The following is a 24919-nucleotide window of genomic DNA, read 5'->3' on the forward strand; positions in this document are numbered from 1 at the left end:
TCCTTCCCGGAACCACGGCTTCCGGGAAAGCCTTTATGCGATGAGAAGTCGGTCAGAAGGGCGATCCGGGACCAATCGGCGGCCGACCGGCGCCCTGCCGGAACCGGTCAGGGCCGGTCGGGACCGGTCGGGCTCAGAGGTCCACCTCGCGCATCAGCATGCCCACCTCGGTGTTGGTGAGCCGCCGCAGCCAGCCCGACTTCTGGTCGCCGAGCGCGATCGGGCCGAAGCTGGTGCGGACCAGCTTGTCGACCGGGAAGCCCGCCTCGGCCAGCATGCGGCGCACGATGTGCTTCCGGCCCTCGTGCAGGCTGACCTCGACGAGGTAGTTCTTGCCGGTCTGCTGCACGACGCGGAAGCTGTCGGCGCGGGCCCAGCCGTCCTCCAGCTCGATGCCGTTCTTCAGCTGCTTGCCGATGTCGCGCGGCAGCACGCCGCTGATCGCGGCGAGGTAGGTCTTCTGGACGCCGTAGCGGGGGTGGGTCAGGCGGTGGGCCAGCTCGCCGTGGTTGGTGAGCAGGATGATGCCCTCGGTCTCGGTGTCCAGCCGCCCGACGTGGAAGAGCCGGGTCTCGCGGTTGGTGACGTAGTCGCCGAGGCACTGGCGGCCCTCGGGGTCCTCCATCGTGGAGACGACGCCGGCCGGCTTGTTCAGGGCGAAGAACAGGTACGACTGCGTGGCCACGGTCAGCCCGTCGACGCGGACCTCGTCCTTGTCCGGGTTCACGCGCAGGCCCTGCTCGGTGACGATCTTGCCGTTGACCTCGACCCGGCGCTGCTCGATCAGCTCCTCGCACGCGCGGCGCGAGCCCATGCCCGCCCGGGCCAGGACCTTCTGCAGCCGCTCGCCCTCCTGCTCGGCGCCGGGGAAGGTCTTGGGGAGGTTCAGCTTGGGCTTGCTGTGCCGCTCGCGGTTGCGCTCCTCGATCTGGGCGTCCAGCTCGCGGGGGCGCGCCGGGGCGGACTTGCGGGGCTTGCCGGAGGCACCGCCCGGGTTGCCGCCGGTCCTGCCCTTCCCTGCCCCGCCCGGGGCGCCGCCGACGTCGTAGCGGCGCTCCTCGGGACGCGGCCGGCGCGCACGCTTCTGCTGGTCGTCGCGCTGCCCCCCGGTCCTCGACCGGGAGCTGCCCCCATCGGCCCCCCGGGAATTCCGGTTGCCGCCACTGTTCCTGCCGCTGCCGCTACTGCTTCGCATCAAGTATCCGTCGTCGAGTCCGGGTCGAATGAGGGGACGCCCTCCAGGGAGTCCGCCTCGACGGCGTCCGCCTCCGGGAGGAACGGGGCGAGCTCGGGCAGCTCGTCCAGGCCGCGTAGGCCCATCCGCTCCAGGAAGTAGTTCGTCGTCCTGTACAGGATCGCACCTGTCTCGGCTTCCGTCCCACTCTCCTCCACCAGACCCCGCTGCAGAAGGGTGCGCATGACGCCGTCGCAGTTGACACCGCGCACCGCGGAGACCCGCGAGCGGCTGACCGGCTGCCGGTACGCGACGACCGCGAGCGTCTCCAGCGCGGCCTGCGTCAGCCGGGCCTGCTGGCCGTCCAGGACGAACTTCTCCACGGCGGGCGCGTAGGCGGGCCGCGTGTAGAAGCGCCAGCCGCCGGCGATCAGCCGCAGGTCGAAGCCGCGTCCCTGCGCGGCGTACTCCTCCGCGAGGTCGTGGAGGGCGACGGCGATCTCCCGCCGCGGGCGGTCCAGCACCTTCGCGAGGGTCTCCTCGGTGACGGGCTCATCCACGACCATCAGGACCGCCTCCAGGGCGGGCCGGAGCTCCAGCTCCGCCACGGACAGCAGCCCCGCGGGCGCGGCCTCCGTCGTTTCCTCGGTCATTCCTTCCCGTCCTTCCCGGCGGCCGGCTCCTGGTCGAATTCATCGGTGACGAGCGGCTGGTCCGGTGCCTCCTGGCCGCCCGTCCAGCGGACCTGGAGCATACCCAGGGCCTCCTCCTGGTCGAGCGCGACCGCCTTCTCCCGGTACAGCTCCAGGAGCGCCAGGAAACGCGCCACGACCGTCAGCGTGTCAGGGGCGTCGAAGGTGAGCTCGCGGAAGCTCGCCTCACCGCGCTCGCGCAGCATGGCGATCACGTGCTCGGCCTGCTCGCGGACGCTCACCAGCGGCGCGTGGATGTGGTCCACGTACACCTGCGGCTTCGGCTTCGGCTGCATCGCCTTGACGGCGAGCTGCGCGAACCGCTCCGGCCCGATGCTCAGCACCACCTCTGGCAGCAGCTCCGCGTGCTGCGGCTCCAGCCCCACGGTGCGCGGGTGGTGCAGCGCCTCCGCCTCCAGGCGCTCGGCGAAGATCGCCGCGATCTGCTTGTACGCGCGGTACTGCAGCAGCCGCGCGAAGAGCAGGTCCCGGGCCTCCAGCAGGGCCAGGTCCTCCTCGTCCTCCACCTCGGCGGCGGGCAGCAGCCGCGCGGCCTTCAGGTCCAGCAGCGTCGCCGCGACGACCAGGAACTCGGTCGCCTGGTCCAGGTCCCAGTCCGGGCCCATGGCGCGGATGTGGGCCATGAACTCGTCGGTGACCTTGGAGAGCGCGACCTCGGTCACGTCCAGTTTGTGCTTGGAGATCAGCTGCAGCAGCAGGTCGAACGGCCCCTCGAAGTTCGCCAGCCGCACGGTGAACCTGCCGTCGCCCGCGGCGGCGTTCTCCGTCTCCTCCGTCTCCCCCGCGTCCGCCGCCTCCCCCGCAGACGGCGGTTCGGCCTCCGGGGTCTTCGGCGCGGGCGCGACCAGGACGCCGGCAGCCACCACGGACGCCGTGTCCGCCGGCGTCGCGGGAGCGGGCGGCACGGCACCGGCGGGCTCCGCCCCCGCCGGGGGCGTCCCCGTCCCGGGCGCGAGCAACCGCCCCAGGGCCCGGCCTGCCGCCTCCACGGCACCTGGTGCGGCGAAGAGGTCCGCCGCGGCCGGGACGGACACCCCGGACGCCGCTTCCCCGGTGGAGGGAGTTTCGCCCCGCGACTCCGGGTCGGGCTCCGCGTCGGCGGGTGGGGGCTGCACCGGCGGGGTGTCCGCCGTCGCCTCGGGCGCGGAAGGGGTGTGGCCGAACTCACTGCCCGCGTCCCCGGCGCCCTCGTCGGCCGCGGCCGGGGACGGTGGAGGGGTCGCGCCGGGACCGCGGCCGAGGAGGCGGCGGGAGCGCTGCGGGCTGGAGCTGTCGTCGGGGGGCATCGGGGTCCAGGTGGTGCTGACGGGGCCGTACGGAGGACGGCACCGTATCGCGCGGAGCGCGTCAGCGGCCCCGCAGGCGGCGTACGAGGATGCTCGCGTCGCCGCGGGACTCGAGGTCGGCCAGGACCACCGCGACCGCCTCGCGGACGATCCGCCCGCGGTCCACGGCGAGCCCGTGCTCCCCGCGCAGGACGAGGCGGGCGTGCTCGAGGTCCATCAGCTCCTCGGCGGAGACGTAGACGGTGATCTTCTCGTCGTGGCGCTCGCGTCCGCTGGGCCGCCTGGGGGCCCGTCCGGACTTGCGGCGCGGCTGTGGGGGCTGCGGCGGCTGCGGGGCCGCCTGGGGGCCCGTGGAGCCCGCTGCGGGCGGCTGCAGGCCGCGCCGCACCGGCGAGTTGGACGGGCCCGCCTGCTCGGGGACCGAACGGGCCGCCGGGGCGGTCGTGGCGCCGGGGTCGGTGTCGGTGTCCCGGCCCCCGTGCTCGTCCGCCTCGGCGGGCGCCGCGGATTCCCGTACCGGTGCCTCTTCCGGCGCCGGCTCCTCCGCGGGGGCCGGCACCGGCCGCAGCGGGCGTTCGGCGGCGGCGGCGGAGCCCGGGCCGGTGCCCGCACCCGCGCCTGTGTCCGTGCCGGGAGTCTCGCCGTTGGCGTGCTGCCGCGGCGTCGAGGACTGCAGCCCCCGACCCCCTGTGGTCCGGAACAGTTCGTCGGCCCCCGGGAGACTCACTCGGCGTGACACCGGGCGAGCACCTCCCTGGCGAGCTGGCGATAGGCGGCGGCTCCGACCGAGTTGGAGGCGTAGGTGGTGATCGGCTCACCGGCGACCGTGGTCTCCGGGAAGCGGACGGTCCGCCCGATGACGGTGTGGAAGACGTGGTCGTCGAAGGCCTCGACGACACGCGCCAGCACCTCGCGGCTGTGCACCGTGCGCGAGTCGTACATCGTGGCGAGGATGCCGTCCAGCTCCAGCTCGGGGTTGAGCCGCTCCCTGACCTTCTCGATGGTCTCGGTGAGCAGCGCGACACCGCGCAGCGCGAAGAACTCGCACTCCAGCGGCACGATCACCTGGTGGGCCGCGGTCAGCGCGTTGACGGTCAGCAGGCCGAGCGACGGCTGGCAGTCGATGATGACGTAGTCGTAGTCGGGCAGCAGCGGCTTCAACGCGCGCTGCAGCGAGGACTCCCGCGCCACTTCGCTGACCAACTGGACTTCCGCGGCCGACAGATCGATGTTGCTGGGCAGCAGGTCCATGCCGGGCACCGCGGTCTTCAGCAGCACCTCGTCGGCCGAGAGCCCGCGCTCCATCAGCAAGTTGTAGACGGTGACGTCCAGTTCCATCGGGTTGACGCCGAGGCCGACGGAGAGCGCGCCCTGCGGGTCGAAGTCGACCAGCAGCACACGGCGGCCGTATTCGGCGAGCGCGGCACCGAGGTTGATGGTCGACGTCGTCTTGCCGACGCCGCCCTTCTGGTTGCACATGGCGATGATCTTCGCCGGGCCGTGGTCCGTCAGCGGGCCCGGGATCGGGAAGTACGGCAGCGGGCGGCCGGTGGGGCCGACGCGCTCGCGGCGCTGGCGCGCCGCGTCGGGCGCGAGCGTGGCCGCGTACTCGGGATCGGGCTCGTACTCCGCGTCGGGGTCGTAGAACTGACCGTCCTGCAGCTCTTCTTCGTAGTGCGCCATGGGGTTCGCGTTGCGCGTCTCGTTGTCTGTCCCGGTCCGGCGCGCCTCGAACGTCCGGACGGCCACGGAGGCCACCGGTTCGAGCCGCGCGGAGCCCTCGGTCTGCACGGTCATTCCTGGCTGACCACCCCCGGGAGCAAATGTCGACTCATTCACAAGTCGTCTTACCTCCTTGGTGACCAGGAAACTTCTCAATAGGTCAGCGTTGCAGCATGCCGACGGTTGGCGACTCTATGGCGTGTCGGTGGTTCACAGCAACACAATCCACCGGACACGGCACGATGTGTCGGCAACCGAACGTCTCGCTGTCAAGGGTGTAACGACGACGCCGCGGATGTTTCGCCGGGGTACGAATCGGCAAAACAGTACGGTTCCACGCGAACGGCCGGGCCTTGAGACTCAAGGCCCGGCCGCGCGTACCGGATTGGCGACATGTTGACGCCAACGCGAAAATCGATCAATCGACCAGTCGGCCGTCAGCCGTCAGCCGTCAGCCGTCAGCCGAGAACGGTGGCCGGATCCACCGCGTCCAGGCCGTGCGCCTCGGCGACCGGACCGTAGACGACCTGGCCCTCGTGGGTGTTGAGGCCCTTGGCGAGCGCGGCGTCGCGGCGCAGCGCCTCGCGCCAGCCGCGATTGGCCAGCTCGACGATGTACGGCAGCGTCGCGTTGGTCAGCGCGTAGGTGGAGGTGTTCGGCACCGCGCCCGGCATGTTGGCGACGCAGTAGAAGACCGAGTTGTGCACCGTGAAGGTCGGCTCGGCGTGCGTGGTGGGACGGGAGTCCTCGAAGCAGCCGCCCTGGTCGATGGCGATGTCGACGAGCACCGAGCCAGGCTTCATGCGGGAGACCAGCTCGTTGGTGACGAGCTTGGGGGCCTTGGCGCCCGGGATGAGGACCGCGCCGATGACGAGGTCGGCGTCGAGTACGGCCTTCTCCAGCTCGAAGGTGTTGGAGACGATGGTCTGCACCTTGGTGCCGAAGATCTTGTCGGCCTCGCGCAGCTTGTTGATGTCGCGGTCGAGCAGGGTGACATGGAAGCCCATGCCGATGGCGATCTGCGCGGCGTTCCAGCCGGAGACGCCGCCGCCGATGACGACGGCCTTGGCCGGGGCCACGCCCGGGACGCCACCGGGGAGCACGCCGCGGCCGCCGGCCGAGCGCATCAGGTGGTACGCGCCGACCTGCGGGGCGAGCCGGCCGGCCACCTCGGACATCGGGGCGAGCAGCGGCAGCTGGCGGTTGGCGAGCTCGACGGTCTCGTACGCGATGGCGGTGGTGCCGGACTCCAGCAGCGCGTCGGTGCACTCACGGGACGCGGCCAGGTGCAGGTAGGTGAAGAGGGTCTGGTCCTTGCGCAGGCGGTGGTACTCCTCCGCGATCGGCTCCTTGACCTTCAGCACCAGGTCGGCGACGGCCCACACCTCGTCGGCGGTGGGGAGGATGGTCGCGCCGGCGGAGACGTACTCCTCGTTCGGGATGGACGAGCCGATGCCGGCGTCCTGCTCCACGAACACCTCGTGGCCGCCTCGGACGAGCTCGTGCACGCCGGCGGGGGTGATGGCCACGCGGAACTCGTTGTTCTTGACTTCGCGGGGGATGCCGACCTTCACGTCGATCACGGTCCTGTTCACGGGAGTGGAGGGTTTTTGCAGGTCTCCGGACATGTCACCCCATTGCGGGGTACGTCGGACCTGACCGCGATGTTCCGCGGTGTGACCAAGTGTAGTGAAGGAAGAGTCGCTGTCCAGCCTTACAAAGTGACTACTTTCAGCGAAGACATTGGCAGTTTCGTAGGTGCACGTGGTGGATGGCGTGATGTGACGGCCCCCGCACGGTCCTTGGGGCCCTGGAATGCCGGGCGCTCAGTCCTCGTCGGCCTGCGGAATCTCCTCGGCGGGCAGCAGCCGCCGTGCCGCGGCACGCTGCAGCCGGGCGCCCGCCGTGTCCCCGAGGCGGTCCAGCGTGTCGGCCATGCGCAGCAGCACCGCGCCCTCCAGCCGCCGCTCCCCCGCCTGCCGGGCCCAGTACAGGGCGTCGCGGCAGGTCCGCAGCGCGTCCTCGGGATGACCCGCGTACTCCTGGACCCGGGCCACCTCGCTCAGGGCGCGGGCCTGCGCGGGCAGGTCCTTCAGCCGGCGGTGGGCGGCGGCCGCGGCACGCCACTCGCGCAGCGCGTTCCCGTAGTGCGCCGCGTAGGTGAACAGGGCGCCGAGCCTGGCGTGCAGCCGGGCCTGGTGGACCAGCTCCCCACGGGCCTGGCGCAGGGCCAGCGCCCTGCCGTACCAGTCGGAGGCGCGCTGCGGGTCGTCCAGCTCCAGATAGGTCCCGGCGATGGCCTCCAGCGCGCGGCCCTCGGCATCCCCGTCGAAGGCCTCCCGGGAGGCCACCAGCGCGGCCCGGTAGCGGTCGAGGGCGTCCAGCGGCCGGGCCGCCTCGACGTCCAGGTCACCGATGTTCAGCAGGGCCGCCGCCTTCTCCCGGTGCAGCCCGCGCCGCTCGGCCACGTCCAGCACCAGGTGGTGGAGCCGGTAGCGCTCCGGCGCGGTCTCCCCTCCGTCGGGGTCCGCGGCCAGGGCCCGGACGAGCGCGGCCATGAGGCGGCGGGCCAGGGTGTCCAGCTCCCCGTCCGCGACCGCCAGCCGCGCCGCGGCCAGCAGCACGGGCAGCCGTACGCGCAGCCAGCCGGCGGCGACCGGACGGCTGGGGAAGCGCAGCGACTTCGGCAGGCCGTCCGGCTCCTCCTCGCCCTCCAGGCACAGCCGGCACGCGTGCAGCAGCCGAACCGTGCGCTCCAGCATCCGTGCGCGGGCGAGCTGCACCTCGGACGGCTTCTCCGTACTGTCCAGCAGCGCCCGCAGCGGCGGGGTCAGCCAGCCGGGCACCCGGTACAGCGCCGGCAGTCCGCCGGTCACCGGCTCGGCGTGCAGCAGCCCGCAGCCGGTCAGGTCCTCCAGCGTGGCCTGAGCCGTCTCGACCGAGCAGCCGCCCAGCGCGGAGGCGGTCTGCGCGTCGGTCAGGCCCGAGGGGGCGAGCGCGAGCAGGCGCAGCATGCGGGCCACCGCCGGGGACAGCGCGCCGTAGACGAACCGGAAGGCGCGCAGCAGCTCCGGAGCGGCGGTGGCACGCGGGGCGGGCCGCGCCGCGGCGCCGCCCTTGCCCTCCCCGTCCCGGGAGTCCCCGGAGCCGTGGGCATTCCCGCCGCCCTTGGCGGACGGCTCCGCGGGCGCGCCCGCCCGGCGCAGCACGCGGGCCTGACCGTCCACGGCCACGCCGCGCAGCGCCTCCGGCAGCGGGTGGCCGCCCGTACGGTGCCCGACGTCGGCGCGCAGCGTGCCGGCGCCTCGGCTGGCCGTGCCCTCGAAGGCCCCGGAGGCCCCCGGGGTCGCGGGTCCCGCGGCCGCGGGCTCGGCGGCGTCGGCGCGCAGCCTGCGGGTGGCCTCGGCGACGGAGATGCGGGGCTGGGTGGCGAGCCAGGCGGCGACGAGCCGCAGTGCCGCGGGATGGCCGCCGCACTCCTGCGCGAGGCCCTCCGCCGCGCGGGGGTCGTTGGTGATCCGGACCCGGCCCACGGCCTCGGCCAGCAGATCGACGCAGGCGGCCGGGTCGAGCCCGCCGAGGGTGCACGGGCGCACGTCGGGGACGCCGGACAGCGGCCCCTCGGACGTGGCGACCAGCAGATTGCCGGAACCCTTGGGCAGCAGGTCCAGCAACTGCCGGGAGTCCACCACGTCGTCCAGGACGAGCACGGCCTTGCGCCCGTTCAGGGCCGTGCGCAGCGCGGCGAACAGCTCCTCGCGCTCCGCGCCCGGCTCGGCCTCCACGTCCAGCGCGCGCAGCAGCGCGCGGGCGGACTGTTCGGGCGGCACCGGCTCGCCGTCGTTCTCGCTGAGCCGTACGTAGAACTGGCCGCCGGGGTAGCGGTCTGCGACCTCGTGGGCGAGCCGTACGGCCAGTGCCGTACGCCCCGAGCCGGGCCGGCCGGCCACCAGGAGCACGCGGCTGCCGTCGGGCGACCGGCCGCGCAGGGTGGCCAGAGACGGCCGGTCGATGTCGGCGCGCAGTTCCTCCAGCTCGCGGCGGCGGCCGACGAAGGCCGGCAGGCCGGGGGGCAGCGTGCCGTGTGCCGGGGCCTGTGACGCCGGCCCCCACAGGCCGTCGTCAGAGGCCGCCGCCGATGCGTCGGCGTCCAGCACGTGATCCGCCACGGGCCCACTCCCGTTCTCCTACGAACGGGATGAGCCTAGTTCACGGTGCAGGTCCAACCCCCGTGCGCGACGCGGCGGATCCGGCCAATGATCACCCTCTCGGACGATCCGATGGTCAGACCGAACGGGTCATGCGGAGTACGGCCGCGCCGGCCACTCCGCCTCGGCCGGCCGCAGCGCCTCCAGCCCGTCCCCGCTCCGCGCGGCGTGCAGCGCGAGCACGCCGACCACGAGGCAGTTGTTGTGCAGTTCCCCCGCGAGGACGCCCCGGACCAGCTCGTCCACCGGGACCCGGGCGAACTCCATGTCGGCCTCTTCCTCCGACACCTCGAAACGCTCGCCCTCCACGTCGGACAGGCCGCGGGCGAGGAAGATCCGCACGGCCTCGTCGCAGCCGCCGGGCGTGGTGTACACGTCCGTGAGCACCCGCCACTCCTCGGCCTTGACGTGGGCCTCCTCGTACAGCTCGCGCTGGGCGGCGTGCAGCGGGTTCTCGCCGGGGACGTCGAGCAGCCCGGCGGGGATCTCCCAGAGCTTCATCCGTACGGGGTGGCGGTACTGCTTGAGGACCAGCACCCGGTCCCGGTCGTCGAGGGCGAGCACGGCCACCGAGCCCGGGTGGACCTGGTAGTCGCGCCGGGCGACGCTGCCGTCGGGCATGACGACGTCATCGGTGCGGACGCTGGTCTTCTTCCCGGTGAAGGGGGTGGCGGTGGCGGTGACCCGCCACTCCTCGGGAGTGTCCTTCAGCATGCTGCCCTCCGTACGCGGTGCCGGGCGGGCCGTCGGCCGGCCCACCCCCGCAACCGTATCGATCAACCCTGGCGGCGCTTGACGGCGGCCGCGACCAGACCCGCGAACAGGGGGTGCGGACGGGTCGGGCGGGACTTGAGCTCCGGGTGCGCCTGAGTGGCCACGAGGTACGGGTGCACGTCGCGGGGGTACTCGACGTACTCGACCAGCGTGTTGTCCGGGGAGGTGCCGGAGAAGAGCAGACCGGCCTTCTTCTCCAGCTCGCCGCGGTAGGCGTTGTTCACCTCGTAGCGGTGGCGGTGGCGCTCCTCGACGTAGGGCTCGCCGCCGTAGACCTCGCGGACGATGGAGCCCTCGGCGAGCTTGGCCGGGTACAGGCCCAGCCGCATGGTGCCGCCGAGGTCGCCCTGGCCGGCGACGATGTCGAGCTGCTCGGCCATGGTGGAGATCACCGGGTGGGCGGTCGCCGGGTCGAACTCGGTGGAGTTGGCGTCCGGGATGCCGGCCAGGCTGCGGGCCGCCTCGATGACCACGCACTGCAGGCCCAGGCACAGGCCCAGGAGCGGGATGCGGTTCTCGCGGGCGTAGGTGATCGCCGAGACCTTGCCCTCCACGCCACGGTCGCCGAAGCCGCCGGGCACGCAGATCGCGTCCACGTCGGCGAGCTGCCGGGCGGCACCGGCCGGAGTCTTGCAGTCGTCGGAGGTCACCCACTTGATGTTGACCTTGGCGTTGTTGGCGAAGCCGCCGGCGCGCAGCGCCTCGGTCACCGACAGGTAGGCGTCCGGCAGGTCGATGTACTTGCCGACGAGGGCGACCTTCACCTCGTGCTGGGGCTGGTGGACCCGCTTGAGCAGGTCGTCCCACTGGGCCCAGTCCACGTCGCGGAACGGCAGGTTCAGCTTGCGGACGACGTACGCGTCCAGGCCCTCGGTGTGCAGCACCTTGGGGATGTCGTAGATCGACGGGGCGTCGATCGCGGCGACCACGGCCTCCTCGTCGACGTCGCACATCAGCGAGATCTTGCGCTTGATGGAGGTCGGCACGTCGCGGTCGGCGCGCAGCACGATCGCGTCGGGCTGGATGCCGATGTTGCGGAGCGCGGCCACGGAGTGCTGGGTCGGCTTGGTCTTCAGCTCGCCGGAGGGGCCGATGTACGGCAGCAGCGAGATGTGCATCACAAAGACGTTGTCCCGGCCGACCTCGTGCCGGACCTGGCGCACCGACTCCAGGAACGGCAGCGACTCGATGTCGCCGACGGTGCCGCCGACCTCGGTGATCACCACGTCCACGTCCTCGGTCGCCATGCGCCGGATGCGGGACTTGATCTCGTTGGTGATGTGCGGGATGACCTGCACCGTGTCGCCGAGGTACTCGCCGCGCCGCTCCTTGGCGATCACCGAGGAGTAGACCTGGCCGGTGGTGACGTTGGCCGAGCCGGCGAGGTTCACGTCAAGGAAGCGCTCGTAGTGGCCGATGTCCAGGTCGGTCTCGGCGCCGTCGTCGGTGACGAACACCTCACCGTGCTGGAACGGGTTCATCGTGCCCGGGTCCACGTTGAGGTACGGGTCGAGCTTCTGCATGGTGACGCGCAGACCCCGGGCCTTGAGCAGCGCGCCGAGGCTGGAGGCCGTCAGTCCCTTGCCGAGCGAGGAGGCGACACCCCCGGTGACGAAGAGGTGCTTGGTCGTCGTGGATTTGGGCGGCAGTGCCAAGAGGGGGCTCCCGTGGTCGCGAGGTGGTGGTCGGGACGGCACCATGGTGGTGATGAGGGGTGGTGTCGTCGCGGCGGTTCAGTGGTTCAGCCCACCGGCCCACGGGCTACCAGGGTATCAGTGACCCGCACCAGACGCCTCGGGCGGCTCTCTGACGAAAAACGCGGTCACCGGGAGATTGGTACGACAAAATGCACCCGACCGGCCCAGCGGGGGTGGTCGCCGCTTCCGCACAGCCCGCGTTGACGTCGTATCCTGCTCGGACACATCGATTCGATGCGAGTGAACCGGCACGGCACTACCCCGCCCGCTCCCGGGAAAGAGCTCGTCGACAGATCCACAGACCGCAATCACCGCCCCAGTCCCAAGGGGCGCCGCCGTCGTTCGACTGGGAGACCTACGTGGCCGGGCGTATCGAGGACTACGCACTCATCGGCGATATGCAGACCGCCGCCTTGGTGTGCCGGGACGGCACGGTCGACTGGCTGTGCCTGCCCCGCTTCGACTCCCCCGCGATCTTCGCGGGCCTGCTCGGCACCGAGGAGCACGGATACTGGCGGCTCGGCCCCGCCTTCGCCAACGGCACCCGGCCGCCCGGCGCCACCCGGCGCCGCTACCGGGGCGACTCCCTGGTGCTGGAGTCGGAGTGGGACACCCCGCGCGGCACGGTGCGTGTGATCGATTTCATGCCGCCGCGTGACGGCGCCCCGCAGCTCATCCGGATCGTCGAGGGCGTCAGCGGGCGGGTGCCGATGCGGTCCGCGCTGCGGATGCGCTTCAGCTACGGCTGGGTCGTGCCGTGGGTGCACAAGGTCGGCGAGCGCACGGTCGCGGTCGCGGGCCCGGACTCGGTCTGGCACGACACCGATGTCGAGACGTACGGCAAGGACCTCACCACCTACGCCGACTTCACCGTGTCGCCCGGCGACCGGATCGCCTTCACGATCAGCTGGCAGCCCTCGCACAAGGAGGCGCCCCCGCTCGCCGAGCCCGAGGCCTCGCTGGAGGCCACCGAGGACTTCTGGCGCGAGTGGGTCGCCCAGTGCACCTACCACGGCCCGTACCGGGACGCCGTGGTCCGCTCGCTGATCACCCTCAAGGCCCTCACGTACGGCCCGACCGGCGGCATCGTGGCCGCCCCCACGACCTCGCTGCCCGAGGACATCGGCGGCGTACGCAACTGGGACTACCGCTTCACCTGGCTGCGCGACGCGGCGATCACCCTGTCCTCCCTGCTGCGCACCGGCTACCGCGACGAGGCCCGCGCCTGGCGCGAGTGGCTGCTGCGCGCGGTGGCCGGCGACCCCGAGAACCTGCAGATCATGTACGGCATCGCGGGCGAGCGCGAGCTCGGCGAGACCGAGCTGGACTGGCTGCCCGGCTACGAGGGCTCGATCCCGGTCCGGGTCGGCAACGGCGCGGCGCACCAGCTGCAGCTCGACGTCTACGGCGAGGTCACCGAGGCCCTGCACCTGGCCCACATGACCGGCCTGGCCCGCAACGACTACGCCTCGCTTCTCCAGATCCGGCTCATCCAGTACCTGGAGGACCACTGGGACGAGCCGGACGAGGGCATCTGGGAGGTCCGCGGCCCCCGCCGGCACTTCGTCCACTCCAAGGTCATGGCCTGGGTCGCCGTCGACCGCACCGTCAAGCTGATCGAGTCCGGCGAGGTCGACGGCCCGCTGGAGCGCTGGCGCGACCTGCGCGACGAGATCCACCGGGACGTGTGCGAGAAGGGTTACGACAAGGAGCGCAACACCTTCACGCAGTCCTACGGCTCACGCGAACTGGACGCCTCGCTGCTGCTCATCCCCCAGGTCGGCTTCCTGCCGCCGGACGACAAGCGCGTCATCGGGACCATCGAGGCGATCCAGCGCGAGCTGTCCACCGACGACGGCTTCGTGCTGCGCTACCCGACCGACGCCCCGCCCGGCGGCGAGAACCTGGACGGCCTCCCCGGCGACGAGGGCGCCTTCCTGGCCTGCTCCTTCTGGCTCGCCGACGACCTCGCCATGATCGGCCGGGTCGACGAGGCCCGCAGGCTGTTCGAGAAGCTGCTCGCGCTCCGCAACGACCTGGGCCTGCTCGCGGAGGAGTGGGACCCACGGTTGCAGCGGCAGGTCGGCAACTTCCCGCAGGCCTTCAGCCACGTGCCGCTGATCGACACAGCACTGCGGCTCACCGCGAGCGGCGCCTACGGCGGCTGACCGCGGTCGGCGGCGATCCTTCAGCGCGACGTCAACTCGTCGTAGATGCTGAGCACTTGGGCGACCGTGTCATCCTCGGTCGGCCAAGTGGCCGCCTGTGCGGGACCGGCCGCGGCCAGTTCCGAACGCCGCGCCGGGTCCCCCAGCAGTCGCGCGACGGTGTCCGCGAGCGTCTTCGGATTGCCGTAGGGCACCAGCTCCGCCGCCTCCCCGACGAGTTCGGGTGTGCCGCCCACGGCGGTCGCCACCAGCGGCGCCCCCGCGTGCAGCGCCTCCTGGGCGATCAGCGACCGCGCCTCCCAGCGCGACGGCAGCACCACCGCGTCGGCGGCGGCCAGGAGTTCGGGAACATCCTCGCGGCGGCCGATCAGCCGCACCGGCAGGTCCTCGGCGTCGATCCGCTTCTGGAGCTCCGGGCGCAGCGAGCCCTCGCCCGCGACGACCAGCAGCGGCGCCGGATCGAGCCGGGCCCAGCCGTGGGCGGCGTCCAGCAGCAGGTGATACCCCTTGCGGGGCTCCAGCCGGCCCACCGCGAGCAGCAACGGCCGCTCCCCGGCGCCGAATTCGTCCCGGGTCTTCTGCCGCCGCCGTTCCGCCTCCGCCGCCGCCTCCGGGGACGGCGCGGTGCGCGGCGGCGCCGGCACCCCGATCGGCCCGAGCCGGGCGTCGCGTGCACCCGCCGAACGGGCGCGGTCCACCAGGTCCGACGAGGCGCCCAGCACGACCGCCGCCGCCCGCGCCACCCGGCGCTCCAGCAGCCGCAGCACCCGCCCCCGCGCCCCGTCCGCGAGCACCGCGCCGTGCCAGGTCACCACGAGCGGCGTACGGCGCCCGCTCAGGGCCATCGTGGCCAGCAGCCCGGCCCGCAGCCCGTGCGCGTGCACCACGTCCGCACCGGCGCAGGCCGCCCGCAACGCCGTCACCACGGCGGCGTCCGCCTTCGGTTGCGCCCGCCGCGTGATCTCGACGGGGGCGAACCGCGCCCCGGCCGTCCCGAATCCGTACCGCTCCTCGGCCTCGCCCGGCCCGCACACCGTCACCTGCACGCCGCGCGCCACCAACCCGCCCGACACAGAGGCCACATGGGCCCGCGCCGTCTCGCCCAGCACGTGGACGGCGTGCAGCTGGCCGTGCAGAGGGCTCGGTGAACTGCTCACGCGGAGTAGGGCTCCTGACTCGGCATCGGGCGGAGGGTCGTGCTTCTGCTGCCTCAAGGATGCCAGGCCGATAGGCCATCCAGGGAGCGATGCCCCACCCCCACCCGGCCACACGTACGCGGGACCACCCTTACGAGTGCCCCCACTCCCCCATCACGCGGACCCCGCACCCGCAAGCGGGGGTACCCGCCGGCGGGCGTGGCATCCGCCGGCGCACGGCCGCGCCCCGGGACGGCGGTGCCTCCGGCGGGCCGGCCGTTGACGACCGCCTCCCCCGCAGCCGTCGGGCCCGCGGTGACGGCGGCGCCCGGAACACGCTCCGAGTGCGGCGCGCGGGCCCCTCTCGGGGGGGCCTCCGGACGGCGCCCAGCAGATGGCGGCCGACGTGGTCGCGGCACCGTCCGCGTCCCCTGGCACCTGCCTCCCACCCCCGGCAGGCGAAACGGCCACCCCACCACGCCAGGGACGGTGTCCGGCCACCCGCCGCGGCAAAGCCGCACCGCCTGCGGCGAAGACCGGACGCCCTCCCGTCAACGAATCACACCGGCGCGGAACCCCGGCCACGACCGCGGCCGCCCCGCGGTTCGCGCACGCGGTGGCCGGCGCGCCGGCCCGCCCCGCCCGGGGCCCACGACCGCGGGCGGCGTGCCCCCGGCACACAGGCCCGGTGGCACGCCTCGCGCCGCGGTCGGCGCGCGCGTCAGCGCGCTTCGCGGGCCGCGGCCAGCAACTCCTCCGCGTGCGCCCGCCCCAGCTCGGAGTCCTCCAGGCCCGCGAGCATCCGCGACAGCTCGCGCACCCGCTCCTCGCCCTCCAGCACACGCACCCCGCTCCGCGTCACGGACCCGTCGTTCGTCTTCTCCACCAGCAGCTGCCGGTCCGCGAACGCGGCGACCTGCGGCAGGTGCGTGACGACCACGACCTGCGCGGTCCGTGCGAGCCGCGCGAGGCGCCGCCCGACCTCGACCGCCGCCTTGCCGCCGACGCCCGCGTCGACCTCGTCGAAGAGATACGTCGGCACCGGGTCCGACCCGGCGAACACGACCTCCACCGCGAGCATCACCCGGGACAGCTCACCGCCGGACGCGCCCTTGGCGATCGGCCGCGCCGGGGCGCCGGGGTGCGGCGCGAGCTGCAGCTCGACCTCGTCCGCACCGGTCGCGCCGAAGGCGACCCGGCGGCCGCCGACCTCGATGCCCTCGGCGTCCTCCGTCTGCCGGAGGGCGACCCCGACCCGGGCGTGCGGCATGGCGAGCTGCGCGAGCTCCGCCGTGACGGCCCCGGCGAAGCGCTCCGCGGCCTCCGCGCGCGCGTCGGTGAGCGCCTGCGCGAGATCGCCGAGCTCGGCGCGCAGCGCGTCGCGCTCCGCCGTCAGCTCCTCGATCCGCTCGTCGTCGCCCTCCAGCTCGCCGAGCCGGGCCGCACCCTGCTCCGCCCACGCCAGGACGGCGTCGATGTTCTCCCCGTACTTGCGGACCAGATGGGCGAGGACGGCCCGCCGCTCCTCCACGACCGCCAGGCGCCGCGGATCGGCGTCCAGGTTGTCCGCGTACCCGGCCAGCTCCCCGGCCACGTCGCCCAGCAGGATGCCGATCTCGCCGATCCGGTCCGCGAGGGCGGCCAGCGCCGGGTCGTGCGAGCGCACGGCGTCGAGCGCGCGCTGGGCGCCCGCGACGAGCATGCCCGCGTCGACGCCCTCCGGGTCCTCCGGGTTCCCCGCGAGCGCGGCGTGCGCGAGCGCCGCCGCCGACGCGAGCGCCTCCGCGTGACCCAGGCGCTCCGCCTCGGCGGCCAGCTCGGCGTCCTCGCCCGGCAGCGGCTCCGCGGTGGCGACCTCCTCCAGCCCGAAGCGCAGCAGATCCGCCTCCTGGGCCCGCTCGCGGGCCCGCGTGGTCAGCTCGTCCAGTTCGCCCGCGACCTCGCGCAGCCGCCGGTAGGCGCCCGCGTACTTGGCGAGCGGCACGGCGACCGCGTCGCCCGCGTACCTGTCCAGCGCCTCGCGCTGGCGCGCCGGCCGCAGCAGCCCCTGCTGGTCGGTCTGGCCGTGGACGGCGACCAGCTCGTCCGCCAGCTCGCCCAGCAGCCCGACCGGAACGGAGCGCCCGCCCAGGAACGCCCTGGAGCGGCCCTCGGCCGACACCGAGCGGCCGATGAGCAGCGCGCCGTCGTCCAGCTCGGCGCCGGCCTCCTCGGCCCGCAGGGCGGCCGGCGCGTCCGCACTGAGCGTGATCCGCCCCTCGACGGACGCCGATTTCGTGCCGATCCGGACCAAACCGGGATCGGCACGGCCGCCCAGCAGCAGCCCGAGGCTCGTCACGACCATGGTCTTGCCCGCGCCGGTCTCGCCGGTCACCGCGGTGAAGCCGGGCGACAGCTCGACCACGGCGTCCTCGATGACTCCCAGCGACCGGATCCGCATCTCCTCCAACACGGATACGACCATACGAGGTTTACCGCCCGCCGCGCGACGGGCCTCACCCCTGAGGGGAGGCTCAGTGCGGCGCGCCCCGCCAGCCCGCCACCGGCAGCGCGAATTTCGCGACCAGCCGATCGGTGAACGAGGCGTGGTGGAGCCGTGCCAGCCGTACCGGCACCGCGCCCCGCCTGACCTCGACCCGTGCCCCGGCAGGAAGGTCCACCGAGCGCCGCCCGTCGCACCACAGCACGCCGTGCGGGGTCTTCGGCTGCACCTCCACCGCCAGCACCGACTTCGGGGAGGTCACCAGCGGCTTCGCGAACAGCGCGTGCGCGCTGATCGGCACCATCAGCAGCGCCTCGACCTCGGGCCAGACCACCGGCCCGCCCGCAGAGAAGGCGTACGCGGTCGACCCGGTCGGGGTCGCCATGACCACCCCGTCGCCCCCGAAGCGCGAGACCGGGCGGCCGTCCACCTCCGTGACGACCTCCAGCAGCCGCTCGCGGGCCTGCTTCTCGACCGCCGCCTCGTTCAGCGCCCAGTCGGTGTGGACGACCCGGCCGTCGTTGCGCACCAGGACGTCGATGGTCATGCGCTCCTCGACCTCGTAGTCGCGGGTGACGACGCGGTCGACGACCTTGTCCAGGTCGTCCCGCTCCGCCTCCGCGAGGAAGCCGACCCGGCCCAGGTTGACGCCCAGCATCGGGACGCCGGAGGCGCGCGCGAACTCCGCGCCGCGCAGCAGGGTGCCGTCACCGCCCAGGACGATGATCAGCTCGCAGTCCTCGACGGTCTCCGGGCCGATCTCCTGCACCCGCTGCACCGCGCCGTTCGCGGGCAGCGTCAGGTCGGCGGCCTCCTCGGCCAGCACCCGTAGGCCGATGCCGCAGCGCTTCAGCCCCTGGACCACCCGCTCGGCACTGCGGATGGCCGCCGGCCGGCCGGTGTGGGCCAGCAGGAAGACCGTGCGGTCGGACGGCCTGTGCGTCTCGTGCGTCTCGTACGTCTCGCTCAACGGGGCCCCTCCGCCACAGCGCGGTCGACATCCGCCGGGTCCAGTTCGGGCGCCCCGGCGCGCAGCCACAGAAAGTACTCCACATTCCCCGACGGTCCCGGCAACGGGCTCGCGGTCACGCCCAGCACCCCCAGTCCCAGTGCGGCCGCCTGCCCGGCGACCTGTCGTACGGCCTCTGCGCGCAGTTCCGGGCTGCGCACGACACCGCCGCTGCCCAGTCGCTCCTTGCCGACCTCGAACTGCGGCTTGACCATCAGGACCAGATCCGCGTCGGGCGCGGCGCAGCGTACGAGGGCGGGCAGAACGAGCCCGAGCGGGATGAAGGACAGGTCGCCGACGACGAGGTCCACCGGCTGGTTGTCGATCTGCTCGAGCGTCAACTCGCGGACGTTGGTACGGTCCTTCACGGTGACGCGTTCATCGCTCTGCAGCGACCACGCGAGCTGCCCGTAGCCCACGTCGACCGCGACGACGTGGGCCGCGCCGTTGCGGAGCAGGACGTCGGTGAACCCGCCCGTGGACGCCCCGGCGTCCAGCGCGCGACGCCCCTCCACGGGCAGCCCGTGCGGCACGAACGCCGCCAGAGCCCCGGCGAGCTTGTGGCCGCCGCGGGAGACGTAGTCCGGGTCCGAGTCGTCCTTGGCCACGACGACCGCGGCGCTGGTCTCCACCTGCGTGGCGGCCTTCGTCGCGGTCGTCCCGCCCACGGTCACCCGCCCGGCGGCGATCAGCTGCCCGGCGTGCTCCCGCGAGCGGGCGAGGTTCCGGCGCACCAGCTCGGCATCGAGTCGGCGTCGTGCCACGTGAGGTTCAGCTCCTGTTGTCGTCGTCGAGTCTCGTGAGCGTGTCGCGCAGCCCACGGTGTACATCCTCGTACACCTCGACGTGGTCCTCGGTGGGAAGCAGGTCGGCATCCTGCAGGCGGACAAGGACGGCGTCCACCTCGGTATTCCCCGTCGCCTCCAGTACGACCCCCAGCGGACGCGGTCCCGCGTCCCCCGCGGCCTCGGGCTCGGCGTCCGGCGCGAGCGCCGGCGCCACGCCCTCGAGCCCGGTCTCAGTCACGTCCCCTCGCCTCCTCCGCCCGCGCCGCCGACTTCTTGGCGGCGGCGGTCCTCTTGGCCGGAGCGGCCTTCTTCGCGGCGGACGCCGTCGTGGTGGCGGTCTTCTTCGCGGCGGACGCCTTCTTGGCCGGGGCAGTCCTCTTCGCCGCAGCCGTGGTCCCGGCAGCGGCCGACTTCTTGGCCGGAGCAGCCTTCTTCGCGGGCGCGGCAGCCGCCTCAGCCGCACCACCCGCCACAGCAGCGGTCTTCCTGGCAACCGCCGCCTTCTTGACCGGCGCTGCCTTCTTCGCCGCAGGCACCGCCGCGGTGGCGGTCTTCCTCGCCGCGGACGCCTTCTTGGCCGGGGCAGTCCTCTTCGCCGCAGCCGTGGTCCCGGCAGCGGCCGAGCTCTTCGCCGCAGGCACCCTCTTCGCGGGAGTCCCGGCCGCCTCAGCCGTGCCTCCCGCCGTGGCAGCGGTGTTCGTGCGAACCGCCGTCTCCTTGGCCGGAGCGGCCTTCTTCGCCGCAGGCACCCTCTTCGCGGGCGCGGCAGCCGCCGCGGCAGCTGCCTTCTTCGCCACCGACTTCGCAGCGGGCGCCTTCGCCGGGGCCGCGTTCTTGCGCGGCACCGGAGCGGGTGCCGCCGCAACGCCCTTGCCGGCCTCGGGCACCGCAGGCGCGGCGGGCGGCTGCGTGGGGGCCGCGGGCTTCTTCGCCGGCGCGGGCACGGCCGCCTCCTCGGCGGCGACCGGCACGTGCTCCACCGGCGGCTGCGGCGGCACGTACAGACCGGGCTCCGGCTCGTCCTCCGGGCCGTCGGCCTCGTCCGTGTCCCGGCCGCCGTCCTCCAGGTTGCGGATGCGGCGTTCCAGGGCCTCGAGGACGACCCCGACCTTGGTGACCTCGTCGGCGAGCCGCCCGACACGGCTCATCGCCTTGTCGATCTCCTCACGGATGAGGCCCACCAGCAGGTCCCGGTTGGCCCGTCCCGACGCCATCAGCTCGTCCGCGAGCGTCTGCACCTCGGGCGGGATCCGCTCGCCGATGCTGCGCTGGACCGCGTCAACGTCTATCCCCGTCTGGTCGAGCAGTTCCTTGGCCGCCCCGACCGCCCGTCGCCGGGTGGCCTCGGTCAGGCCGCCCGCGATCTGCAGACAGGTCCGCAACGCGTCCCGCATACGCCCTCACTCCTCGCCTTCGCCAGTTCCCCAGACATCGTCGGTCACGACGCTACCGCCTATGGCACCGCATCTCGCCGACGGTCGGCTGCGGTACGGTCGATCAGCACCAGCACGAGCCGACGTCCGAACGGGAGAAGCACAGCCGATGGCGACCATCGAGGAGTGCCGCAGCGCGCTTGAGCGGCTGTCCGAGAACCTCGCCAGGACCGAGGGCGACCTGCGCAGCGCGGCCGCGCTGGACCGCTCGTTGAGCTGCCGCATCACCGATCTCGACATCACCTTCGTCGGACGTCTGGCGGACGGCCGCATCCACGACGTGGTCACCGTGCAGGGCCCGCCGCCCGAGCGCGCCCAGATAAGGCTCACCATGGCCGGGGACGACCTGGTCGCGCTCGTTGACGGCGAGCTGCACTTCGCGAAGGCGTGGGGCAGCGGCAGGGTCAAGCTGGAGGCGGGCCTGCGCGACCTGCTGCGGCTGCGCAAGCTCCTCTGACGGCCGCCGGGGTTCCGCTACAGCCCCAGCCGGTCCAGCGCCTTCCCGGCGTCCAGGTCGCAGGAGCCGTCCCCGGCCTGCGTCCAGGCCGCCCCGCACAGCGCCCGGAGCCCGTCCGTGGGCTCGCCCTCGCCGTCGACGAGCAGCGTCCCGTCCCCCACCGAGGCCGTCCAGCCGCCGCAGCGGTACGCGCCCCCGCCGACGGCCGTCACCCCGGGCTGCGGCGTGAGCAGCCCGCGCAGGTCGGCGTCCACATACGTGGGCCGGTGCTCGGGCGGGGCGGCGAGCAGCAGCGCGGGCGTGGTGACCCCGGTGAGCACCAGCAGCGAGTCGACACCGCCCGCGTGTGCGCCCTCGATGTCGGTGTCGAGACGGTCGCCGACCACCAGCGGCCGTCGCGCGCCGGTCCTGATGACCGTCTCACGGTGCATGGGCGGCAGCGGCTTGCCCGCGATCTGCGGGTCGCCCCCGGTCGCTATCCGCACGACCTCGACGAGCGCGCCGTTCCCTGGGGCGGTGCCCCGGGCCGTCGGGATGGTCAGGTCGGTGTTGGAGGCGAACCACGGCACGCCGCGGTTGACCGCGTACGCCGCCTCGGCGAGCTGCTCCCAGCCCACCTGGGGCGAATAGCCCTGCACGACCGCCGCGGGGTCGTCGTCGGCCGAGGTGACCGGCTGGAGCCCGCGCTCGCGCAGCGCCTCCACAAGCCCCTCGCCGCCGATCGCGAGCACCCGCGCGCCCGCCGGCACCTGGTCGGCGATCAGCCGGGCCACCGCCTGGGCGGAGGTGACGACCTCCCCCGGCTCCGCCGGCACGCCGAGCCGCGTCAGGTGCTCCGCGACGGCCTGCGGGGTGCGGGCTGCGTTGTTGGTGACGTAGGCCGGCCGCATGCCGTGCTCGCGTGCCGTGCCGATCGACTCGACGGCGTGGGCGATCGCGTCGCCACCCGCATAGACCACTCCGTCGAGGTCGAGCAGGGCCGTGTCGTACGCCTGGTCAAGGGGCATTTCACTGCCGGCAGGGCCGGTCCGGTGGGTCATCGGGCGGTCGCTCCTCGTATGTTGTCGATCACTCGGCACACTTCGCGGACGTGACCCGCGTAGCATGCCCGGATGAGCAATTCCGGACCCGCTGTGCGGGGCTTGCGGCTGGCGCCGTTCCGCGCGCTCCGCTACGTCCCCGAGCGGGTCGGCAGCCTGGCCGCGGTCACCTCGCCACCGTACGACGTCGTCGTACGGCCCGAGGGACAGCGGCACCTGGAGACAGCCGACCCGCACAACGTCGTGCGGCTCATCCTGCCCACCGCCGAGCCCCCGGACGGCCGGCACCGCAAGGCCGCCTGGGCGCTGTTCCAGTGGCAGGAGGAGGGCGTCCTGGCCCTCGATCCCAAGCCCGCCCTGTACGTGTACGAGCAGCGCGACGGCGAGCAGGTGCAGCGCGGCCTCATCGGGGCCCTGCGCCTCACCCCGCCCGAGGAGCGGATCGTGCTGCCGCACGAGGACGTGATGCCCGGCCCGGTCGCCGACCGCGCCGCGCTGATGCGGGCCACGGCCGCCAACCTCGAACCGCTCCTGCTGGCATACCGGGGCAACGGCGGGGAGGCGGCGGAAATCGTCGAACGCACCGCCCAGGAGCCTCCGCTGCTCGCCACGACCACCGAGGACGGCATCCAGCACCGGCTGTGGGCGATCACCGACCCGCGGGCCATCGCCGCGGTCGACGCCGACCTGTCCCGGCACCAGGCCCTCATCGCCGACGGCCACCACCGCTGGGCGACGTATCTGCTGCTGCAGGCCGAGCACGAGACGCCCAGCCCTTGGGACTACGGCCTGGTGCTGCTGATCGACACCGCCCGCTACCCGCTGCGGGTCCGCGCCATCCACCGTGTCCTGCCGCAACTGCCCGTCGCGCGGGCCGTCGAGGCGGCCCGGAGCGCCTTCCGCGTACGCGAACTGCCCGGGCCCCTGCCGGATGCGCTGGCCGCCCTGGAGGCCGCGGCGGCCGAGGGCAACGCCTTCCTGCTCACCGGTGACGGTCGCTTCCACCTCCTGGACCAGCCGGACCGCGGCGCCACCGACGTGGCCATCCCGCGGAACCGCCCCGAAGAGTGGCGGCACCTGGACGCCACCGTGCTGCACAGCCTGCTCCTGGACCGGATCTGGGAGGTGCCCGACGCCCCCGAGCACATCCACTACATCCACGACACCGAGGCCGCGGTCGAACACGCCGAGCAGTTCGGCGGCACGGCCGTGCTCATCCACCCGGTACGCGAGAGCGTCGTGCACGACCTCGCCAAGCAAGGCGTGACGATGCCGCGCAAGTCGACCTCCTTCGGGCCGAAGCCGGCGACCGGCCTGGTGCTGCGCAGCCTGGAACTCGACGGCACCCCCGCCTGACCGGAAACGGCAAAGGGCGGCATCCGCGCATGACGCGGATGCCGCCCTTTGTGATCGAGGTCAGTCCTCGGCGCCCTTGGCGGGCTCCTTGAACGGGTCGTCGAGGAACGCCGTCGGGTCGGCCTCGTCGGTCAGGTCGACCTCCGGCTCACTCTCCGGCGCCCGCTCCTCGGCAGCGTCCGCGTCCTCCAGGTCCGCCGCCTCGGATGCGGTGGCGTCGTCGGACTCGGCGGTCTCCGCGGTCTGCTCCGGTTCCGCACCGCGCTCGTCCTCGTCGGACTCGTCGAGCGCGTCCACGAAGGCCACGCCGTCCAGCTGCGCCAACCGGTCCGAGGCGTCGGTACTGCCGCTCTGGTCGGCCTCCAGCGCCTTGGCGAACCACTCCCGGGCCTCGTCCTCACGGCCCGCCGCGAGCAGCGCGTCGGCGTACGCGTAGCGCAGCCGCGCCGTCCACGGGTGCACCGCGTTGGACGCGAGCTCCGGGCTCTGCAGGGTGACCACGGCGGCCTCGTTCTGGCCCATGTCACGCCGGGCACCGGCGGCCACCAGACGCATCTCCACCTGGCCCGCGCGGTCCAGCTTGTGCACCTCGGGCGCACCCGCCATCTCCAGCGCGCGCTCCGGGCGGCCCATGCCCCGCTCGCAGTCCGCCATGACCGGCCACAGGTCCACCGTGCCCGTCATCCGGCGACACGCGCGGAACTCGGCCAGCGCCTCCGCGTACCGCTCCGTGGCGTACGACGCGAAGCCGGCCGCCTCACGGACGGCGGCGACACGGGACGCCAGGCGCAGCGCGACCCTGGAGTAGCCGTAGGCCAGGTCCGGGTCCTCGTCGAGCAGCCGGGCCACCATCACGAGGTTGCGCGCCACGTCGTCCGCCAGCGTCTTCGGCAGGCTCATCAGCTCCTGCCGCACGCTGGGGTCGATCTCCTGGCCCGTGACGTCCTCGGGGATCGGCAGCCGCCTGATGGGCTCCCGCTCCTCGCGGCGCTCGTCACGGCCCCGCGTGTTCTCGAACCGCCCACGACCCTGCACGTACGGCCGCCGGCCGCCGCCCTGGCCGCCGCGGTCGTCCTCACGACGCGGCCCACGGGGGCGCTCGTCCCGGCGATCGTCGCGACGGTACCCTCCACGGTCGTCCTCACGACGCGGACCACGGGGACGGTCATCCCGGCGATCGTCGCGCGGACGGTCGTCACGGGGGCGGTCGTAGCGCGGACGGTCGTCGCGACGGTACCCTCCACGGTCGTCCTCACGACGCGGACCACGGGGACGGTCGTCACGGCGGTCGTCACGGGGGCGGTCGTAGCGCGGACGGTCGTCACGACGGAAACCACCACGGTCGTCACGGCGATCGTCGCGCGGACGGTCCTCACGGGGACGGTCGTAGCGCGGACGGTCGTCACGACGGAAACCACCACGGTCGTCACGGCGATCGTCGCGCGGACGGTCCTCACGGGGACGGTCGTAGCGCGG

20 protein-coding genes and 1 pseudogene are annotated in these 24919 nt (G+C 73.4%); 3 read left to right on the plus strand and 18 right to left on the minus strand.

The genetic code is table 11. The annotated features are described in order from the left end of the window. Window positions 1-133: 133 nt before the first annotated feature. The 9 genes from ACWDAS_RS02085 to ACWDAS_RS02125 all read right to left on the minus strand — a co-directional run bounded on the left by ACWDAS_RS02085 (window position 134) and on the right by ACWDAS_RS02125 (window position 11526). Complete coding sequence (locus ACWDAS_RS02085; protein WP_450386550.1) at window positions 134-1195, minus strand: pseudouridine synthase; 1062 nt, start codon at window positions 1193-1195, stop codon at window positions 134-136. Then, entirely contained in the window at window positions 1195-1827 is a 633-nt protein-coding gene (scpB, locus tag ACWDAS_RS02090) for an SMC-Scp complex subunit ScpB (protein ID WP_450386551.1), read from the minus strand. The genes ACWDAS_RS02085 and scpB overlap by 1 nt, the downstream gene beginning before the upstream one ends. Continuing rightward, the gene (locus ACWDAS_RS02095) at window positions 1824-3173 is read right to left on the minus strand and encodes a segregation and condensation protein A (RefSeq protein ID WP_450386553.1); all 1350 of its coding nucleotides are present in this window, start codon (window positions 3171-3173) and stop codon (window positions 1824-1826) included. Before ACWDAS_RS02095 ends, scpB begins: the two co-directional genes overlap by 4 nt. 61 nt (window positions 3174-3234) lie before the next feature. After that, entirely contained in the window at window positions 3235-3912 is a 678-nt protein-coding gene (locus ACWDAS_RS02100; RefSeq protein WP_450386554.1) for a hypothetical protein, read from the minus strand. Beyond that, window positions 3897-4970 (minus strand): ParA family protein, encoded by a 1074-nt coding sequence (locus tag ACWDAS_RS02105; RefSeq protein ID WP_450386556.1) that lies wholly within the window; start codon window positions 4968-4970, stop codon window positions 3897-3899. Before ACWDAS_RS02105 ends, ACWDAS_RS02100 begins: the two co-directional genes overlap by 16 nt. A 383-nt stretch (window positions 4971-5353) precedes the next feature. Continuing rightward, window positions 5354-6469: an alanine dehydrogenase gene (gene ald / locus ACWDAS_RS02110; protein WP_450386608.1), complete on the minus strand. Its 1116-nt coding sequence runs from the start codon at window positions 6467-6469 to the stop codon at window positions 5354-5356. Window positions 6470-6721: 252 nt separating this feature from the next. Next, window positions 6722-9064 carry an NB-ARC domain-containing protein gene (locus ACWDAS_RS02115; protein WP_450386558.1) on the minus strand — a complete coding sequence of 781 codons (2343 nt, stop codon included), beginning with the start codon at window positions 9062-9064 and terminating at the stop codon, window positions 6722-6724. Window positions 9065-9193: 129 nt separating this feature from the next. After that, entirely contained in the window at window positions 9194-9817 is a 624-nt protein-coding gene (locus tag ACWDAS_RS02120) for an NUDIX domain-containing protein (protein WP_450386560.1), read from the minus strand. 62 nt (window positions 9818-9879) lie between these two features. Next, window positions 9880-11526, minus strand: a complete 1647-nt coding sequence (locus tag ACWDAS_RS02125; protein WP_450386610.1) for a CTP synthase — start codon at window positions 11524-11526, stop codon at window positions 9880-9882. 446 nt (window positions 11527-11972) lie between these two features. Here ACWDAS_RS02125 and ACWDAS_RS02130 point away from each other — a divergent pair, with 446 nt between their 5' ends. After that, on the plus strand, window positions 11973-13742 hold the full coding sequence (locus tag ACWDAS_RS02130; protein ID WP_450386612.1) for a glycoside hydrolase family 15 protein: 1770 nt from the start codon (window positions 11973-11975) through the stop codon (window positions 13740-13742). Between the two features lie 20 nt (window positions 13743-13762). Here ACWDAS_RS02130 and ACWDAS_RS02135 read toward each other — a convergent pair whose 3' ends face one another. The 6 genes from ACWDAS_RS02135 to ACWDAS_RS02160 all read right to left on the minus strand — a co-directional run bounded on the left by ACWDAS_RS02135 (window position 13763) and on the right by ACWDAS_RS02160 (window position 20551). After that, window positions 13763-14899 carry a glycosyltransferase family 4 protein gene (locus tag ACWDAS_RS02135; RefSeq protein WP_450386562.1) on the minus strand — a complete coding sequence of 379 codons (1137 nt, stop codon included), beginning with the start codon at window positions 14897-14899 and terminating at the stop codon, window positions 13763-13765. A gap of 700 nt (window positions 14900-15599) precedes the next feature. Continuing rightward, window positions 15600-17342: a DNA repair protein RecN gene (recN, locus tag ACWDAS_RS02140; RefSeq protein ID WP_450386564.1), complete on the minus strand. Its 1743-nt coding sequence runs from the start codon at window positions 17340-17342 to the stop codon at window positions 15600-15602. Between the two features lie 49 nt (window positions 17343-17391). Further along, on the minus strand, window positions 17392-18330 hold the full coding sequence (locus ACWDAS_RS02145; protein ID WP_450386566.1) for an NAD kinase: 939 nt from the start codon (window positions 18328-18330) through the stop codon (window positions 17392-17394). After that, window positions 18327-19133, minus strand: coding sequence for a TlyA family RNA methyltransferase (locus ACWDAS_RS02150; protein ID WP_450386567.1), 807 nt, complete (start codon window positions 19131-19133; stop codon window positions 18327-18329). Before ACWDAS_RS02150 ends, ACWDAS_RS02145 begins: the two co-directional genes overlap by 4 nt. Window positions 19134-19140: 7 nt before the next feature. Next, window positions 19141-19395, minus strand: coding sequence for a hypothetical protein (locus ACWDAS_RS02155; RefSeq protein WP_450386569.1), 255 nt, complete (start codon window positions 19393-19395; stop codon window positions 19141-19143). Beyond that, complete coding sequence (locus ACWDAS_RS02160; protein WP_450386570.1) at window positions 19388-20551, minus strand: hypothetical protein; 1164 nt, start codon at window positions 20549-20551, stop codon at window positions 19388-19390. The genes ACWDAS_RS02155 and ACWDAS_RS02160 overlap by 8 nt, the downstream gene beginning before the upstream one ends. A gap of 148 nt (window positions 20552-20699) precedes the next feature. Here ACWDAS_RS02160 and ACWDAS_RS02165 point away from each other — a divergent pair, with 148 nt between their 5' ends. Further along, window positions 20700-21047 (plus strand): sterol-binding protein, encoded by a 348-nt coding sequence (locus ACWDAS_RS02165; RefSeq protein ID WP_450386572.1) that lies wholly within the window; start codon window positions 20700-20702, stop codon window positions 21045-21047. Between the two features lie 17 nt (window positions 21048-21064). On the opposite strand, the gene ACWDAS_RS02170 is transcribed toward ACWDAS_RS02165, so the two are convergent. Then, window positions 21065-22087: an HAD-IIA family hydrolase gene (locus ACWDAS_RS02170; protein WP_450386574.1), complete on the minus strand. Its 1023-nt coding sequence runs from the start codon at window positions 22085-22087 to the stop codon at window positions 21065-21067. A gap of 72 nt (window positions 22088-22159) precedes the next feature. Between ACWDAS_RS02170 and ACWDAS_RS02175 the strand changes: the two genes are divergently transcribed. Beyond that, a complete protein-coding gene (locus tag ACWDAS_RS02175; RefSeq protein WP_450386576.1) occupies window positions 22160-23443 on the plus strand; it encodes a DUF1015 family protein in 1284 nt (427 codons plus the stop codon). Between the two features lie 60 nt (window positions 23444-23503). On the opposite strand, the gene ACWDAS_RS02180 is transcribed toward ACWDAS_RS02175, so the two are convergent. Both ACWDAS_RS02180 and ACWDAS_RS02185 read right to left on the minus strand, forming a co-directional pair. After that, window positions 23504-24358 carry a hypothetical protein gene (locus tag ACWDAS_RS02180; RefSeq protein WP_450386578.1) on the minus strand — a complete coding sequence of 285 codons (855 nt, stop codon included), beginning with the start codon at window positions 24356-24358 and terminating at the stop codon, window positions 23504-23506. Next, window positions 24343-24919 (minus strand): annotated as a pseudogene (locus ACWDAS_RS02185) (hypothetical protein); the annotation flags it as partial. The gene ACWDAS_RS02180 and the pseudogene ACWDAS_RS02185, both read right to left, overlap by 16 nt.

This window comes from Streptomyces sp. NPDC001070 (assembly GCF_053598835.1).